The sequence below is a fragment of the Nocardioides sp. L-11A genome (genome assembly GCA_029961745.1).
GTDB lineage: Bacteria > Actinomycetota > Actinomycetes > Propionibacteriales > Nocardioidaceae > Nocardioides.
The window spans coordinates 2,738,905-2,755,841 of sequence record CP124680.1 but is presented as its reverse complement, the minus strand read 5'-3'; the positions used below and the strand labels follow the sequence as shown (position 1 = coordinate 2,755,841).

Annotated in this window: 14 protein-coding genes; all 14 read right to left on the bottom strand. The window is 70.9% G+C overall.

What is annotated here, in order from left to right; translation table 11 throughout:
- Positions 1 to 23: 23 nt before the first annotated feature.
- A complete protein-coding gene (locus QJ852_13070; protein WGX99342.1) occupies positions 24 to 722 on the bottom strand; it encodes an A24 family peptidase in 699 nt (232 codons plus the stop codon).
- Between the two features lie 9 nt (positions 723 to 731).
- On the bottom strand, positions 732 to 1,559 hold the full coding sequence (locus QJ852_13065) for a shikimate dehydrogenase (GenBank protein WGX99341.1): 828 nt from the start codon (positions 1,557 to 1,559) through the stop codon (positions 732 to 734).
- Complete coding sequence (mltG, locus tag QJ852_13060) at positions 1,559 to 2,740, bottom strand: endolytic transglycosylase MltG (protein WGX99340.1); 1,182 nt, start codon at positions 2,738 to 2,740, stop codon at positions 1,559 to 1,561. The genes QJ852_13065 and mltG overlap by 1 nt, the downstream gene beginning before the upstream one ends.
- Positions 2,733 to 3,209, bottom strand: a complete 477-nt coding sequence (gene ruvX, locus QJ852_13055; protein WGX99339.1) for a Holliday junction resolvase RuvX — start codon at positions 3,207 to 3,209, stop codon at positions 2,733 to 2,735. Before ruvX ends, mltG begins: the two co-directional genes overlap by 8 nt.
- Before the next feature lie 8 nt (positions 3,210 to 3,217).
- On the bottom strand, positions 3,218 to 5,899 hold the full coding sequence (alaS, locus tag QJ852_13050; GenBank protein WGX99461.1) for an alanine--tRNA ligase: 2,682 nt from the start codon (positions 5,897 to 5,899) through the stop codon (positions 3,218 to 3,220).
- 11 nt (positions 5,900 to 5,910) lie between these two features.
- Positions 5,911 to 6,180, bottom strand: coding sequence for a DUF6167 family protein (locus QJ852_13045; GenBank protein ID WGX99338.1), 270 nt, complete (start codon positions 6,178 to 6,180; stop codon positions 5,911 to 5,913).
- Positions 6,177 to 6,749: a hypothetical protein gene (locus tag QJ852_13040; GenBank protein ID WGX99337.1), complete on the bottom strand. Its 573-nt coding sequence runs from the start codon at positions 6,747 to 6,749 to the stop codon at positions 6,177 to 6,179. The genes QJ852_13045 and QJ852_13040 overlap by 4 nt, the downstream gene beginning before the upstream one ends.
- 180 nt (positions 6,750 to 6,929) lie before the next feature.
- On the bottom strand, positions 6,930 to 8,309 hold the full coding sequence (locus QJ852_13035) for a replication-associated recombination protein A (protein ID WGX99336.1): 1,380 nt from the start codon (positions 8,307 to 8,309) through the stop codon (positions 6,930 to 6,932).
- A 367-nt stretch (positions 8,310 to 8,676) separates the two neighbouring features.
- Positions 8,677 to 9,870, bottom strand: coding sequence for a dipeptide ABC transporter ATP-binding protein (locus QJ852_13030; protein WGX99460.1), 1,194 nt, complete (start codon positions 9,868 to 9,870; stop codon positions 8,677 to 8,679).
- A 38-nt stretch (positions 9,871 to 9,908) separates the two neighbouring features.
- Positions 9,909 to 11,036 carry an ABC transporter ATP-binding protein gene (locus QJ852_13025; protein ID WGX99335.1) on the bottom strand — a complete coding sequence of 376 codons (1,128 nt, stop codon included), beginning with the start codon at positions 11,034 to 11,036 and terminating at the stop codon, positions 9,909 to 9,911.
- Positions 11,037 to 11,049: 13 nt separating this feature from the next.
- Positions 11,050 to 12,066, bottom strand: a complete 1,017-nt coding sequence (locus QJ852_13020; protein ID WGX99334.1) for an ABC transporter permease — start codon at positions 12,064 to 12,066, stop codon at positions 11,050 to 11,052.
- 94 nt (positions 12,067 to 12,160) lie between these two features.
- Complete coding sequence (locus QJ852_13015; protein ID WGX99333.1) at positions 12,161 to 13,906, bottom strand: ABC transporter substrate-binding protein; 1,746 nt, start codon at positions 13,904 to 13,906, stop codon at positions 12,161 to 12,163.
- Positions 13,907 to 13,994: 88 nt separating this feature from the next.
- On the bottom strand, positions 13,995 to 15,020 hold the full coding sequence (locus QJ852_13010) for an ABC transporter permease (protein ID WGX99332.1): 1,026 nt from the start codon (positions 15,018 to 15,020) through the stop codon (positions 13,995 to 13,997).
- A 150-nt stretch (positions 15,021 to 15,170) separates the two neighbouring features.
- Positions 15,171 to 16,934: an aspartate--tRNA ligase gene (aspS, locus tag QJ852_13005; GenBank protein WGX99331.1), complete on the bottom strand. Its 1,764-nt coding sequence runs from the start codon at positions 16,932 to 16,934 to the stop codon at positions 15,171 to 15,173.
- Between the last annotated feature and the right edge of the window lie 3 nt (positions 16,935 to 16,937).

Sequence of the window (16,937 nt, the reverse complement as noted above, 5' to 3'; positions counted from 1 at the left end):
AGCGCCATTGTCCCACGCGGGGCTCAGCCGCCGAGGACCTGTCCCACGACGACGGCGACCAGTGCGCCGAGCACGAGGAAGGGACCGTACGGCACCCGGCGCCGGATCATGGTGCCGCTGCGCCGCATCGGCACCATGGCCACCACGCCCAGCACGGCGGCGGCCAGCACGGACACGAGGAGCACCCCCGCGCCGTACGGCCCGATCGCGATGCCGAGCAGCGCGCCCAGCCGGACGTCGCCGCCGGCCATGGCCCGCGGGCTGACCAGGCGCATCAGACCGTAGTAGCCACCGAGCGCCAGGAATCCGATCAGTCCCCACCCGGCGACCCACGGGTCGCTGACCACCACGGCCACCGCCGCGACCAGCCCGCCGCTGACCAGCCAGGCCGGCCGGATCAGGCGGGAGGGCAGGTACCAGGTGACGTAGTCGATGATCGTCAGCGCGCAGCAGACCGGGACGAGGGCCAGCAGCCAGAACAGACCCCAGTTCCACCCCAGCGCCAGGCCGAGGACACCAGCGGCGAGCGCGCACGCGGCGGCGGAGCGCAGGCGCAGTCCGGTGCGGGCGGCCACCTGTGCGAAGGGCACGTGGTCGGGGTAGTCCTCGGGGTTCTCGGACGGATCGTGCTCGGGCTCGGGACACTGCGCGATCAGCCAGGGGACGAGGAGTCCGGCGAGCGCGCCGACGAGGGCGCAGACCAGCGCGGGGACGGCGTGCATGCCGCGACGCTACCGGGCGGCCTGCGCGGCTTCGCCCGCCGAGCGCATGGCGTCGAGTGGTCCGTCATGACCAGTGAACATGGCGAACTGGAGCACCGCCTGGTGCACCAGCAGGTCGAGTCCGGAGACCACCGGGATGTCCGTGCGCAGTGCCGCCTCGACCAGCGGTGTCGGCCACTCGTTGTAGGTCACCTCGAACACGACCTCGGCGGGCAGCACCCGCGCGACCAGCTCGGCCGTCTGGGCGGCGGCGGGGATCGTCGAGACCAGTACTCCGCCGGTGTGCTCCGTCACGTCGAGGGCGAGGACGCGGACCTCGGGCGCGGCCGGGTGGCGTCGGACGGCGGCGACCGCCTCCGTGGCGTTGCCCGGGTTGCGTGCGGCGACGGTGATCCGGCCGACGCCGAGGTCGGCCAGGGCGAGCCCGACGCTGGCAGCGGTCGCGCCGCCGCCGAGGATCGTGGCCGTGGCCGGGGTGCCGGCGAAGCGTTCGCGGACGGCGGCCGACGCACCCGGTACGTCGGTGTTGTCGGCCGACCAGCCGCCGGCGGTCCGGACCAGGGTGTTGGCACCGCCGGCCAGCCGGGCCAGGTCGGACACCTCCTCGGCCAGGGCCAGTGCCTCCCGCTTGAGCGGAGCGGTGACCGACAGCCCCCGCCACTCCGGACCGAGCCCGGCCACGAACCCGGCCAGCCCACCGGCCGGCACCCGGATCGCGTCGTACGCCGCGGTGAGGCCGAGCGCGGCGTACCCCGCGCGGTGCAGGGTCGGCGAGAGCGAGTGCGCCACCGGGTCGCCGACCACGGCGCAGCGGATCGGCCCACCCTCGGCGACCACTAGCAGGCGCCCTCGGACTCGTTGGCGCAGTAGTCGCGCAGCTCGCCGGTGTAGGTGAGGAACTCGTCGTAGCTGGTCGCGAACTTCGTCTCGCCGGTGCGCAGGTTGACGGTGACGTAGTAGTACCAGTCGCCCTCCGGCGGGTTCATGGCCGCGGTGATCGCGTCGTCACCGGGCGCGCTGATCGGCCCCGGCGGCAGCCCGGTGACCCGGAAGGTGTTGTACGGCGAGTCGGTGTTCTCCCGCTCGGCCTGGGTCAGTCCGACGGTGAGCTTGCGGCCGAGCGCGTAGTCGACCGAGGCGTCGATCTGCAGCCGGCCGACCTGTCCGGCGGTGCCGGGGTTCTCGATCCGGTTGAGGATCACCCGGGCGATCTTCGCCATGTCCTCGGCCGTCTTGCCCTCCACCTGCACCAGCGAGGCGACGGTCATCAGCTCGTGGGGGGTGTAGCCGAGCCGCTGGGCGGCCGCGTCGAGCCCGGCGTCCTCGGCGGCCCGCTTCCATCGGTCGACCATGGCCTTGAGGAAGCCGGCCTCGGTGTCGTTGGGGCTGATCGTGTAGGTCGCGGGGAACAGGTAGCCCTCGGGATTGCCGTCGGCGTAGTCGGGCAGGCCGAGCTCCGGGCTACGCAGCGCGGCGTTCAACGCCTTCTTGGTGAAGTCGGTCTTCTTCGCGAGCAGGTCGACGATGTCGACGACACGCAGCCCCTCGGGGACGGTGACCGTCTCGGTCGAGACGTTCGCCGGGTCGACGAGGATGGCGACGACGTCGGCCGCCTTCATCTCGCTCTTGAGGAGGTAGGTGCCGGCCTGGATCTTCGTCGACCGTTGGTCCTTGGCCGCGGCGTCGACGAAGGCGTCGCTGGAGGCGACCACACCGAGCTCCTCGAGCTCGGCACCCATCGAGCCGACCGTCTGGCCGGGGTCGATCACGAAGGTGACCTCCCCGCTGCCCGGCCCGGCGAAGTCCTCCGGCCCGGCGAACATGTCCTTGACGTCGGAGATCGCGCCGCGGGCGAACCAGGCGACCAGGCCGCAGAAGAGCACCACCACGAGCAGGATCGGCAGGCAGCCGCCGCGCCGCTGCTTGGCCGCGCGCCGGCGTCCGCCCGCCGGCGTGCCGGGGAGCAGCCCGAGGTCCTCAGCGGGCTCGACGGGCTCCGTCGGCGGCTGCTCAGTCATGGGTCTCCTCGTCGGTGGGGGGCGGCGTCACCAGCTCCCCCGGAGGGGTATCGGTGGCGCGTTCGGCATCGAGCGCCTGCTGCAGGATGACGACGGCCGCGACCTGGTCGACCACAGCGCGTCGCTTCGCGCCCTTGCGCTGGTCGCGCAGCATAGCCTCCGCGGTCACCGTGGTGAGCCGTTCGTCGACCAGCCGCACCGGGACCGGCGCCACGCGCCGGGCCAGCCGGGCGGCGAACTCACGGGTCTTGGCCGCGGCCGGTCCCTCGCCGCCGGCGAGCGAGCGTGGGAGGCCGACGACGATCTCGACGGCGTCCTCGGCCTTCTGGATCTGGTGGATCCGGCGCAGGTCGCCCCTACCGCGCCGCACGGTCTCGACAGGCGTGGCGAGGATCCCGGACGGGTCGCTGCGGGCGACGCCGATCCGGGCGTCGCCCGGGTCGACGCCGAGACGGACGCCGTGCCTCATCCGGCTGCTCAGGCCGAGGCGACCGCTGCCGTCACCGCGGCGAGCGCCTCGTCGATCCGGGACACGTCGGTGCCGCCGCCCTGGGCGAGGTCGGCCTTGCCGCCGCCCTTGCCGCCGAGGAAGGGCGCCGCGGCGCGCACCAGGTCTCCCGCCGCCAGGCCGCGGGCCTGGGCGGCATCATTGAGGGCGGCGACGATCGCGGCCTTGCCATCGGCTGCGCCCACGAGGACGACGACCGCCGGGGCGTCGCCCACGAGGCGGGCCCGGACATCGGTCGCCAGGGTGCGCACGTCGCCACCCGCCGCACCGTCGAGCCGCTGGGCGACCAGACGTACGCCGTTGACGTCGGTGGCGCCCTCGGCGAGCGCCGCGCCGCCGGACAGCAGCTGGGCGAGCCGGATCTTCTCCATCTCCTTCTCGGACTGCTTGAGTCGCTCCAGGAGGTCGCCGACCCGGCCGACGAGGTCGTCGGGCTGGGTCTTGAGCAGGGTGGAGAGCTGGCCGACCACATCGCGCTCGCGGGCGAGATAGGCGAAGCCCTCGACGCCGGTCAACGCCTCGATGCGGCGGTTGCCCGAGCCGACCGACGCCTCGCCGGTGACCACGACGGTGCCGACCTGGCTGGAGTGCTCCACGTGGGTGCCACCGCAGAGCTCACGCGACCAGGGGCCGCCGATCTCGACGACGCGGACTGATCGGTCGTCATAGGTCTCGCCGAAGAGGGCGATCGCGCCCCAGTCCTTGGCCTCGCCGAGCGTCATGTACTGCCAGCCGACGGGCAGGTCGGCGCGCAGCGCGTTGTTGGAGACCTCCTCGATCGCGCGGACCTGCTCGGGCGACAGGGCGCTGAGCCAGCCGAAGTCGAGGCGGAGATAGCCCGGGCGGTTGTAGGAGCCGGACTGCAGGGCCGTGGGGCCGAGCACCTCGCGCAGCGCTGCGTGCACGATGTGGGTGCCGGAATGCGCCTGCCGGGCGCCGATGCGCCACTGCGGGTCGACCTTCGCGTGCAGCAGCCGCGCGTCGGCGGGCAGCTCTCCGTCGACCACCCGCACCTGGTGCACCACCAGGCCGCGGACCGGGCGCTGGACGTCGAGCACCTCCAGCGCGCCGCCCTCGAACTCGATGACGCCCGCATCGGCGACCTGGCCACCGGACTCGGCGTAGAACGGGGTGCGGTCGAGGACCAGCTCGCCGATCTCGCCACCGGTGAGCACGGGGACGGCAGCCCCCTCGCGCAGCAGCGCCAGCGGCTTCGACTCGGTCTCGAGGGTCTCGTAGGCCAGCCACTCGGTCGGGCCGTTGGCGTCGAGGATGTCACGGTAGACCGCCGTGTCGGCGTGCTGACCCTTCTTGGCGCGCGCGTCGGCCTTGGCCCGCTCGCGCTGCTCGGCCATCAACTGCCGGAAGCCGGACTCGTCGACCGCGAGACCGGCCTCGGTGGCCATCTCCAGGGTCAGGTCGATCGGGAAGCCGTAGGTGTCGTGCAGCGCGAACGCCTTGTCGCCCGGGATGGTCGAGGCGCCGGACCGCCGCACCTCGCCGGCGGCGAGATCGAAGATCTGGGTGCCGGCCTGGAGCGTCTTGCGGAACGCCTCCTCCTCGGCGTACGCGACCTGGGCGATCCGGTCCCAGCCGGAGACCAGCTCGGGGTAGCTCTCCCCCATCCGGTCGCGGGAGACCGGCAGCAGCTCGGGCAGTGCGGGGTCCTGGAAGCCGAGCAGCCGCATGTTGCGCACGGCGCGGCGCAGCAGCCGGCGCAGGACGTAGCCGCGGCCCTCGTTGCCGGGCGTGACGCCGTCACCGATCAGCATGAGCGAGCTGCGGACGTGGTCGGCGACCACGCGGAAGCGCACGTCGTCGACATGGGCGTCGGCACCGGTCGCGCCGTACTTCTTCCCGGACAGGTCCATCGCCTTCTCGATCACCGGGAAGATGGTGTCGATCTCGTACATGTTGTGCTTGTCCTGGAGCAGGTACGCGACCCGCTCCAGGCCCATGCCGGTGTCGATGTTCTTGCTCGGCAGCGGCCCGGCGATGTCGAAGTCGTCCTTGGCACGGACGGCGCTGAGCTCCTCCTGCATGAAGACCAGGTTCCAGATCTCCAGGAACCGGTCCTCGTCGGCCTCGGGGCCGCCGTCCGGGCCGAACGCGGGGCCGCGGTCGATGTAGATCTCGCTGCAGGGGCCGCCGGGACCGGGCACGCCCATGTTCCAGTAGTTGTCCTTGAGCCCGCGCGGCTGGATCCGCTCGTCGGGCAGGCCCGCGATCCGCTTCCACGCGTCGCGCGCCTCGTCGTCCTCGGGCAGCACGGTGACCCAGATCTTGTCGGGGTCGAAGCCGAACCCGCCGTCGGCCTGGACGTTGGTGATCAGCTCCCAGGCGAACTGGACGGCGCCCTCCTTGAAGTAGTCGCCGAAGGAGAAGTTGCCGTTCATCTGGAAGAACGTGCCGTGGCGGGTCGTCTTGCCGACCTCCTCGATGTCGAGGGTGCGCACGCACTTCTGCACGCTGGTGGCCCGCTGGAACGGCGGTGTCTCCTGGCCCAGGAAGTAGGGCTTGAAGGGCACCATGCCCGCGTTGACGAACAGCAGGTTGGGGTCGTCGAGCAGCAGGGAGGCCGACGGTACGACGGTGTGGCCGCGCGCCTCGAAGTGGGCGAGGAACCGGTTGCGGATCTCCGCGCTGCTCAGGTGCCGCTCGTTCAACGGGTGCCTTCTCTGCTCGGTGTGGTGGTGGGGTTCATCAGCTGGGGCGGACCGGCGTCGGCTCCGTCGAAACGCTGCCGCAGGTGGATCTCGGCCTCGGCCTGTCCGCGGGCGACCTCCTCGCCGAACATCCGGGCGCCGAGGAAGGCCGCTCCGATGCGGTCGCGCATGCCGTCGGGGGTGAGCGCCTCGGCGAGCCGCCGGGCCCGGACCACGCCGTAGACCCCGGCCGCGGCGCCGGCCGCGAACCAGACGCCCGCCTTCACGAGGACACCTCGACATCGGGCCGGAGCGCCCCGCGCCGACGGGACTCGAGGTCGCGGCGGGCGGCCCGCAGCATCAGTCTGCGCTCCTTGCGGGAGCGCTTGACCTCGCGCTTCATCTCGAACCGGATCCGGTTGCGGACCTCCGGCGAGAGGGCCCGGCGCAGCCCGGCGGCCAGCGCCGCGGTCTTGATGACGCTCTCGCGGAGCAGGATGTCGGCGAACAACGGGGCGGGCACGACGCGCGCCGGGACCCGCGGGCCGTTCTCCTGCCCGAGGTCGGTGATGACGTACTCGCGGTCGTCGACCGTCGCGACCGGCATCCGCTCCGTGCCGTCCGTGCGGTCCGAGCGGAGCGCGCCCTCCTGCTTCTCCTGCAGCTCGGCCTCGATGCCGGCCAGCTGCTCGCGCAGCGCCTCGGCGTCCTGGGCCGCGGCCGCCAGCAGGGCCTCGGTGTGGCCGCGAGCCTGGCGCACGGACCGGGACAGGCGGAAGGCGGCGACCGCGAGCGCCAGGACGGCGACCGCGACCAGCACGGCCAGCCAGGCCGGGACGACGAGCTCGTTGGTCACGACGAGCAAGCCTACTTGCTAGGCCGTGCCGCCCCTTCCTCGGTGGATGCCCAGGTCGTCCGGCGCGTGCGCTGGCAAGGCGCCGGCGCGAAGGCATGCTGGGCGCACGTCGAGCGTCGGGAAGGCCGCCCGCGTGCGTGCGGGGCGGGCTGGGCACCGGCGGCGAAAGGGAGGCACGGCCTACCGCCCGCGGATGATACGGCGTACCCGCTCCCACCGCTGTTTGACGGCGGCCTCGGCGCCCAGCTCGGTCGGGCGGTAGTAGGACGCGTCGAGGACCACGTCGGGGGCGTACTGCTGCTCGGCCACGCCGTACGGCGCGTCGTGGCTGTAGACGTAGCCCTTCCCATGCCCGAGGGCCTTGGCGCCGGAGTAGTGGGCGTCGCGCAGGTGGGGCGGCACCTGTCCGATCTTGCCCGCCCGGACGTCGCCGATCGCCTCGCCGATCGCGGTGGTCACGGCGTTGGACTTCGGGGCCACCGCCAGCGCGATGGTGGCGTGGGCCAGGGTGAGCTGCGCCTCGGGCATCCCGATCAGCTGCACGGTCTGCGCGGCGGCCACCGCGGTCGTGAGGGCCGTCGGGTCCGCGAGCCCGATGTCCTCGCTGGCGAGGATCATCAGCCGCCGGGCGATGAAGCGGGGATCCTCCCCCGCCTCCATCATCCGGGCCAGGTAGTGCAGCGCGGCGTCCGCGTCGGAGCCGCGGACCGACTTGATGAACGCGCTGACGACGTCGTAGTGCTGGTCGCCGTCGCGGTCGTAGCGCACCGCCGCCTGGTCGGCCGCCGTCTCGGCGGTCTCGACGTCGATCACCGGCTTGGCGGTCGAGCCGGTCGATGCCTTGGTCCGGGCGGCGCCGGCGGCGGCCTCCAGGTAGGTCAGCGAGCGCCGGGCATCGCCGCCGGCGAGCCGCACGATGTGGTCGCGGGCGGCGTCCTCGAGCACCACCTCGCCGTCGAGGCCGCGCTCATCGGTCACCGCGAGGTCCAGGACGGCCGCGATGTCGTCGTCGGTGAGTGACTGCAGCCGCAGCAGCAGGCTGCGCGAGAGCAGTGGCGAGATCACGCTGAACGACGGGTTCTCCGTGGTGGCCGCCACCAGGGAGACCCAGCGGTTCTCGACGCCCGGCAGCAGGGCGTCCTGCTGGGCCTTGCTGAACCGGTGCACCTCGTCGACGAAGAGCACCGTCTCCTCCCCCGTCGCGACGAGCTGGCGACGGGCGGAGTCGATGGCCGCGCGGACCTCCTTGACGCCCGCGGAGACGGCCGAGATCTCCACGAACCGGCGCCCGGTCTGCTGGCTGATGATCGAGGCGATCGTCGTCTTGCCGGTGCCGGGCGGCCCCCACAGCAGCAGCGAGAGCGACTGGTCGCCCTCGACGAGCTGGCGCAGCGGCGAACCGGGCGCACGCAGCTGCTCCTGGCCGACCAGCTCCTCGAGCGTGCGCGGGCGCATCCGCACCGCCAGCGGCGTCGACGCGTGACCGGCGTCGGCGAGGGAGCCGCCCGACGCCGACCCCCGGGAGCCGGGGGTGTCGAACAGCTGGGGCTCGTCATCCACGGTGATCCACCCTAGTCAGCGGCTGCGACATCGATGACGTGAGGCTCGGAGACGTCCGCCCGTCGCGAGTCCGCTCGCTGTCCCGGCGCGATCAGGTCTGTTGCGGTTTGGTCCCAAACCGCAACGATCCGGCCCCACCACCTGCGGTCTGTGCCCGATCGCCGACTGGTCTGACCAGCGCGGCGACGGCTTCTCGCCGATACCGTCGAGAGCAGGCCGGCTTCGCCTCCGGGGGTCAGGTCTGTTGCGGTTTGGTCCCAAACCGCAACGATCCGGCCCCACCACCTGCGGTCTGTGCCCAATCGCCGACTGGTCTGACCAGCGCAGCGCGCGGCCGCCGGTCGGGCACACACTCGGCCGGGTCAGGTCAGGCGCGTCCGATGGACTTGTTGTCGAGGTCGAACCACGTGTCGGCGTACCCGGGCTGCTCGACCAGGTCCGTGCTCGGGCTGGCGCCGGGATCGGGCCGTCCCTCGGAGTCGACGCCCAGCAGACCGGCGGTCAGCGGCTCGCGCGGCGCCTCGCCGAGGCGGCCCGGGAAGTGGCAGGCGACCTTGTGCTTGCGGCCGATCTGGAGGAGTGGCGGCTCGTGCCGGGCGCAGATCTCCTGGGCGATCGGGCAGCGGGTGCGGAACCGGCAGCCGGACGGCGGGTTGATCGGGCTGGGGACGTCGCCCTGCAGCCGGATCCGCTCCAGGCGTCCCCCGGTCGCCGCCTGCTTCACGTCCGGCACCGCCGAGAGGAGCGCCTGGGTGTACGGGTGGTGCGCGTTGCCGTAGATCGACTCGCGGTCGCCGATCTCGACGATCTTGCCGAGGTACATCACCGCGATCTCGGGGCAGAAGTGCCGCACGATCGCGAGGTCGTGGGCGATGAAGAGGAAGGCGACGCCGAACTCGGTCTGGATGTCCTGGAGCAGGTTGACCACCTGCGCCTGGATCGACACGTCGAGCGCGGAGACCGGCTCGTCGGCGACCAGCAGCTTGGGCTGCAGGGTCAGCGCGCGGGCGATGCCGATGCGCTGGCGCTGGCCGCCGGAGAACTCGTGCGGGTAGCGGTTGAAGTGCTCCGGGTTCAGCCCGACGATCTCGAGCAGCTCCTGGACCCGCGGGAGGATCTTGTCCTTCGGCAGCACCTTGTGGATCGCGAGCGGCGCGCCGACGATCGAGCCGACCGTCTGCCGCGGGTTCAGCGAGGTGTAGGGGTCCTGGAAGATCATCTGGATCTCGCGCCGCAGCGGCTTGAGCTCGCCCGCCTTCGCGTGGGCGATGTCCTGGCCCTCGAAGCGGATCGCGCCGGCCGTGGGCTCGTAGAGCCGGGTGATCAGGCGGCCGGTGGTCGACTTGCCGCAGCCGGACTCGCCGACCAGGCCGAGCGAGGTCGACTCGGCGACCTGGAAGGACACCCCGTCGACCGCCTGGACGTGACCGACGGTACGGCGGATCAGGCCCGGTGCCTTGACCGGGAAGTGCATGCGCAGGCCGTCCACCTCGAGGATCGGCTTGGCGTCGGAGGGCGCGACAGCCGCGCTGTGCCCCTCGGTCCTCGGCGCGACGGCCATGTCGTCGGGCTCCCCCTGCTGGTTGATCGTCTCGTTCGTCATCGCAGCTCCTCGGCACCCTCGCCGGCACCCTCGCCGGCACCGCCGACGAGGTCCGGCGCGATGTCCGGCAGCACCTCGGCCTCGTAGATCGCGTCGGGATTCGGCAGGTGGCACCGCTTGGTGTGGTGGGCTCCGCGCTGGCCGGGGACGAGCAACGGCAGCTCGGTGCGGCACAGGTCGCCGGGGACCTTGTCGCGGTGCGGGCAGCGCGGGTGGAACGCACAGCCCGACGGCGGGTTCAGCAGGCTCGGCGGGTTGCCCGGGATCGGTACGAGCCGGGCGTCCGGGTCGCCGGAGAGGTCGGGGACGCTGGAGAGCAGGCCCCAGGTGTAGGGCATCTCCGGGTGCGTCAGGATCTCCTTGCACGGGCCGTGCTCGACCGCGCGGCCGGCGTACATCACCAGGACGTCGTCGGCCATCTCCGCCACGACGCCCAGGTCGTGGGTGATGATGATGATCGCGGAGTTGAACTCGCGCTGCAGGTCCTGGAGCAGGTCGAGGATCTGCGCCTGGACGGTCACGTCGAGGGCCGTGGTCGGCTCGTCGGCGATGAGCAGGCCGGGGTCGTTGATCAGGCCCATCGCGATCATCGCGCGCTGGCGCATGCCGCCGGAGAACTGGTGCGGGTAGTCGTTGACCCGCTTGTCCGGGGTCGGGATCCCGACCCGGTCGAGCATCTCCACGGCGCGCTGCTTGGCGATCTTGCGGGACACGTCGTGATGGACCCGGTAGGCCTCGGCGATCTGGTTGCCGACCGTGTAGTACGGGTGCATCGCGGAGAGCGGGTCCTGGAAGATCATCGAGACCTCGCGCCCGCGCTTCTTGCGCATCTCGTCGGCGGAGATGTCGAGCAGGTTGACCCCGTCGAGAACGATCTCGCCGCTGATCTTCGCGTTGGTGCCCCGGTGCAGGCCCATGATCGCCATGCTCGAGACCGACTTGCCGGAGCCGGACTCGCCCACGATGCCGAGCGTCTTGCCGCGCTCGAGGTCGAAGGTGAGGCCGTTGACGGCCCGGACCAGGCCGTCCTGGGTCGGGAAGTGGACCTCGAGCTCGCGGATCGACAGCAGCGGTGCGGACGAGGTGCCGACGCTCGTGGACCGGGACGGGGAGGTGGTGGACATTTCCGGATTCCTCTCAGCCCAGGCGCACGCGCGGGTCGATGACGGCGTACAGCAGGTCCACGATGATATTGGCGAGGATGACGAAGGCCGCCAGGAGGACGACCAGGCCGACGATGGTCGGGAGGTCGAAGTCGGTGCTCGCCAGGACGAAGAGCTTGCCCATGCCCGGATAGTTGAAGACCTGCTCGGTGATGATCGCACCGCCCAGGAGGCCGGCGAGGTCGAGACCCGCCATGGTCACGATCGGCGTCAGCGCGGCGCGGAGGGCGTGCTTGAAGGTGACCGTGCGCTCGGACAGGCCCTTGGCCCGGGCCGTGCGGACGTAGTCCTCCTGGAACGACTCGATCACGTACGAGCGGGTCATGCGGACGTAGGCCGCCATGAAGAACACGGCGAGGGTGATCGCGGGCAGGGTGAGGCTGGACAGCCAGCCGCCGATCCCGCCGTCGGCGATCGACGTATAGCGTGGCACGTCCGTCAGCCCCCATTGGATGGCGACGAACTTGTAGAGCAGCAGACCGACGAAGAAGGTCGGGAACGCGTAGCCGATCAGGGTCAGGCCGACCAGGCCGCGGTCGATCCAGGAGCCCTTCTTGAGGGCGGCGATCACGCCGAACAGGACGCCGCCGACGATCCACAGCACGAAGGCGGAGATCGCCAGCGAGAACGACACCGGGAAGGTGTCCTTGATCAGGTTGGTGACCGTGTCGCCACGCTCGCGGGAGTAGCCCAGGCACGGCGCGTCACAGCGGACGATCGTCTGCGGCGCGGTCTCACGCAGCTTGGGGTCGTCGGGGAAGTCGCGGCCGACGACCACGCCCTTGGCGAAGTCGGTCCACTGGTTGACGAAGCTGTCGTCATAGCCCATCGCCGCGGCGGTCTGCTTCTTCTGCGCGGCCGAGCAGTTCTTGCCGCAGATGAAGGACTCCTGGTCGATCGGCGAGGCGAAGAACAGGGCGAAGGTGACGATGCTCATCACGATGAGCATGATCACGCCGGCGAAGACACGGCGGATGACGTACGCGAGCACTGAGGACCTTCTCGAAGCGTTGGTGGCCGGTGGGCACCGACGATCGGGGGCCGCCGTGAGGGCGGCCCCCGACCGTCAACTGGTTATCGGAGCGTCACTTCTCCACGCCGAGCACGGCGAGGTCGGCGTAGCCGTTGACCGACACGTTGTTCGCGTAGCCGGTGACCTTCCCTCCGTGGACGAAGTTGAAGATCGTGATCTCCAGCGGGATGTAGGCGATGTCCTCACCCAGCTTGGCGTCGACCGCGGCCCACTTGTCCGCCGCCACGTCGAGGTCGGGCTCGGCGTAGGCGTCGTCGATGAGCTGGTTGACCTCGGGGCCACCCTTGTAGTTGCCGTAGTCGTTGCCGTTGGAGTCGCCGGTCAGGTTGATCCGGCTGTCGAACAGCGGCGGGATGACGGTGCCGGCGGAGGCCCAGTCAGCACCCCAACCACCCCAGGTGACGTCGAAGTCGGCGTCCGGCTTCTGGATCACGGCGTAGTAGGTGTCCTCGAGCGGGTCCAGCTCGGTCTGGAAGCCGGCCTTGTCCCAGGCGGCCTTGAGGGCGGAGGCCTGGTTGTCGGAGGTCGGCGTGCCGCCCGAGTAGGTGAACTTGATCTTCACCGGCTTGGGGGCCGAGCACTTCTCCAGCGCGGCAGCGGCGGCTTCCGGGTCACCGGCGGCCGGGATGTCCGCGAAGGCCGGGTTCGGCTTGTAGCCGGGAACGCCGGGGTTGATCACCGAGTCGGTGGCCTTGAAGTAGTTGTCGCCACCACCGGCCTTGATCCAGCCCGCGCGGTCGGTCGCCAGCTTGAGCGCCTCGCGGCAGTTGGCGTCCTTGAAGACCGGGGAGTTGAAGTTCGGCAGCACGTAGTCGACGTACGGCGACTCGACCTGGCTGTAGCGATCTCCGGCCTCGTCCTTGCGGCTGAACAGCGCCGGCGGGAGACGACGCTCGGTCACGGCGTACTGCGCGTCACCGGTGTCGGCGAGCAGCTGCTCGTAGATCGCCTCGTCGGTGTCACCCTCGCGGAAGTCCCAGGTGTCCGGGTAGGCCTTGCGGATCGGGTCGGTGGACTCGTCCCAGTTGTCGTTGCGGACGAACTTGCCACCGGTGCCCTCCTTCCAGTCACCGTCGAGCTTGTAGGGACCGTTGGAGATGATCGCGAAGTTGTTCGCGTCGCCCTTGTCGAGGTCGGCCCGGTACGGGTCCATGTACCGCAGCTGCGCGATCGAGTTCGGGAAGTCCGGCCACGCCTTCTTGAACCGGTACGTGATCGTCTGGCCGTCGCAGGTGACGGCCTTGTCGAACAGGTCCTGGCCCTCGCCGGAGTAGGGGCCCTTGTAGGCCGGCAGCTCGTCGTCACCGGTCGGGATGTCGAGGTAGGTGAACAGGTAGTTGGCGGGACCACCGATGATCACGTCGGTCGCGAAGTTCCGCGACGCGCCGTACTTGAAGTCCTCACACGTGATCGCCTGGCCGTCCTCCCACTTGACGCCGTCGCGGACCGTGAAGCTCCACGTCTTGCCGCCGTCCTCGGTGGTGCCGGTGTCGGTCGCGAGGTCGGCGACCGGCGTCGTGCCCTCGACCGGGTCGTTGGACGCGGGCAGCGCCACCAGACTCCGGTAGAAGAGACGGCCGGAGTTGTTCAGGTCACGACCGATGTACATGCGCTGGGGGTCCCAGTGCTCGACGGTCCGCGGACCGACGAAGAAGATGGCGTCGCCACCCTTCTCCGCCTTGCCGCCGCTGCTGCTGCCGCCGCCGTTGTCGTCGTCGCCGCTGCCACCGCCACACGCGGCGAGCGTGGCCGCGAGCGCCGTGGCCGCTACGGCGGCCAATGGCTTCTTGAAGGCCATTCAACTATCTCCTTTTCGGTGAGTGACGCCGGCCAGGCCGGCGTCGCAGCGCTCCGCGTCCCGAATGTCAGCGGAGCACTGGGTCCAGTTATCGGTTCGACTTGGGGTCGAGCGCGTCTCGGGCGCCGTCGCCGAGGAGGTTGAACACCACGACGATGAGGGCCAGCAGCAGGCCGGGCAGGAAGAAGTACGTCGGATCGCCGCTGGTGTAGTCCTTGGAGTGGGCCAGGATGTTGCCGAGGGTCGGCGTGGGCGGCTTGATGCCGACGCCGAGGAAGTTGAAGGCCGCCTCCGCTGAGATGTAGGCCGGCACGAGCAGCGTCAGGTAGACGAGCACCGGCGCCCACACGTTGGGCAGCACCTCCTTGAAGTACAGCCTCCGCCGGGAGGCACCGAACAGCCGGGCCGCCTCGATGAACTCGCGCTCACGGATCGACAGCACCTGGCCGCGGACCACGCGCGCCACCGGCGGCCAGCCGAAGGCCGCGAGGATGCCGATGACGAACAGCGCGTTCGACAGGTCCGCGTTGGAGAGGAAGCCGAAGCCCCAGACGTCGGAGACCTGGGTGCGCAGCAGGAGCACGGTCGGCGCCGCCAGCGCCAGCAGCATCATCGTCTGCGGGAACGAGAGCGTCAGGTCGATGATCCGGCCGATCGTGGCGTCCACGAAGCCGCCGGAGAAGCCCGCGATGATGCCGAGCACCGAGCCGATCACGACGGTGAAGAGCGTCCCGGTGAGCGCGATGCCCAGCGACCAGGAAATCGCCAGCATCAGCCGCGAGAGCAGGTCGCGCCCGAGGCCCGGGTCGACGCCGAGCGGGTGGTCCCAGCTGACGCCGCCGAACGCGCCGCTCGGGACGACGCCGTCGTCGGAGAGCAGGTTCTGGTGCGGCTCGTTGGGGTTCAAGACCCCCATCGACACCAGGATCGGCGCCGCGATCGCGCACAGCACGATCAGCACCGACAGGACGAACGAGATCATCGAGAGCTTGTCCGCCCGGAAGCGGGCGACGGCCAGCTGGGTCGGGGATCGTCCGGCGACCTTGACGACGACGTCGTCCTCGACCGGAACCTCAGCCTCGTGGATCTCCAGTTCGGAGCCCGGGATCGTCATCTTCACCTCGTCGCCGTGCGTCACGGATGCGACACGGGCCCACGGGGCCACGCGCCGTCCGTGACACTAGGCGTACTTGGTGCGTCAAGGCGATAGCGACGCGGTAACGGTTTGGTCTCGACGCCCGGCAAACCGTCCCGCCACAAGGCCTCAGGCCTTGGTTTCCTCCTCCGGACGGGCATCCACACCGGCTTCCTTCCGCTGCTCCGCCGTGATCGGCGCAGGAGCGGCCGTCAGCGGGTCGAAGCCGCCGCCGGTCTTGGGGAAGGCGATGACGTCGCGGATGGACTCGGTGCCGGCCAACAGCGCCGTCACCCGGTCCCACCCGAACGCGATGCCGCCGTGCGGGGGCGCGCCGTACTTGAACGCCTCGAGCAGGAAGCCGAACTTCTCCTCGGCCTCCTCGGTCCCGATGCCCATCACCTCGAAGACGCGCTTCTGGATGTCCTCGCGGTGGATACGGACCGAGCCACCGCCGATCTCGTTGCCGTTGCACACGATGTCGTAGGCCCACGCCAGGGCGTTGCCCGGGTCGGAGTCGAACGACTCCAGGTCCTGCGGACTGGTGAAGGCGTGGTGGACGGCGGTCCACGCTCCCCCGCCGACCGCGACGTCGCCGGCCGCGGTGGCCTCGTCGGCCGGCTCGAAGAGCGGCGCGTCGACGACCCAGAGGAAGCTCCAGGCGGCCTCGTCGAGCAGGCCGGTACGACGGCCGATCTCGAGGCGGGCGGCACCCAGGAGGGCGCGGCTGCTCTTGACCGCACCGGCGGCGAAGAAGACGCAGTCGCCCGGCTGCGCACCGACGTGGGCCGCCAGGCCGGACTTCTCCTCCTCGGAGAGGTTCTTGGCGACCGGTCCGCCGAGCTCGCCGTCCTCCTGGACGAGCACGTAGGCCAGGCCGCGGGCACCGCGCTGCTTGGCCCACTCCTGCCACGCGTCGAGCTGCTTGCGTGGCTGGGCGGCGCCACCGGGCATGACCACCGCGCCGACGTACGGCGCCTGGAAGACGCGGAAGGGCGTGTCCTTGAAGTAGTCGGTGCACTCGACCAGCTCGAGGCCCATCCGCAGGTCGGGCTTGTCGGAGCCGTACCTGGCCATCGCGTCGGCGTAGGTCATCCGCTGCAGGGGCAGCTCGACCTCGACACCGATCAGTCGCCACAGCGCCGCGACGATCTCCTCGCCCAGCGCGATCACGTCGTCCTGGGTCACGAAGCTCATCTCGATGTCGAGCTGGGTGAACTCGGGCTGCCGGTCGGAGCGGAAGTCCTCGTCGCGGTAGCAGCGCGCGATCTGGTAGTAGCGCTCCAGGCCGCCGACCATGAGCAGCTGCTTGAACAGCTGGGGGCTCTGGGGCAGGGCGTACCAGCTCCCGGGCGCCAGTCGCGCCGGCACCAGGAAGTCGCGGGCGCCCTCGGGTGTGCTGCGGGTCAGCGTCGGGGTCTCCACCTCGACGAAGTCGTGGCTCGCCAGGACGTCGCGGGCGGCCTTGTTGACCTGGCTGCGCAGCCGGATCGCCTGCGCCGGGCCGCCGCGACGCAGGTCGAGGTAGCGGTGCTTGAGACGCACCTCCTCGCCGACGTCGACGTGGTCGCTGATCGGGAACGGCAGCGGAGCCGCGGTGCTGAGCACCTCGACATCGTCGGCGACGACCTCGATCGAGCCGGTGGGCAGGTTGGGGTTCTCCCGCCCCTCGCCGCGGGCGATGACCTCGCCGGTGACCTTGAGACAGAACTCCGAGCGCAGGCTGTGGGCGACGGCCTCGTCACGGATGACCACCTGGACCACGCCGCTGGCCTCGCGCAGGTCGATGAAGGCCACACCGCCGTGATCGCGCCGATTGGCCACCCACCCGGCGAGGGTGACGACCTGGCCGACGTGCTCGGCGCGCAACGCGCCGGCACTGTGCGTCCTCATTGG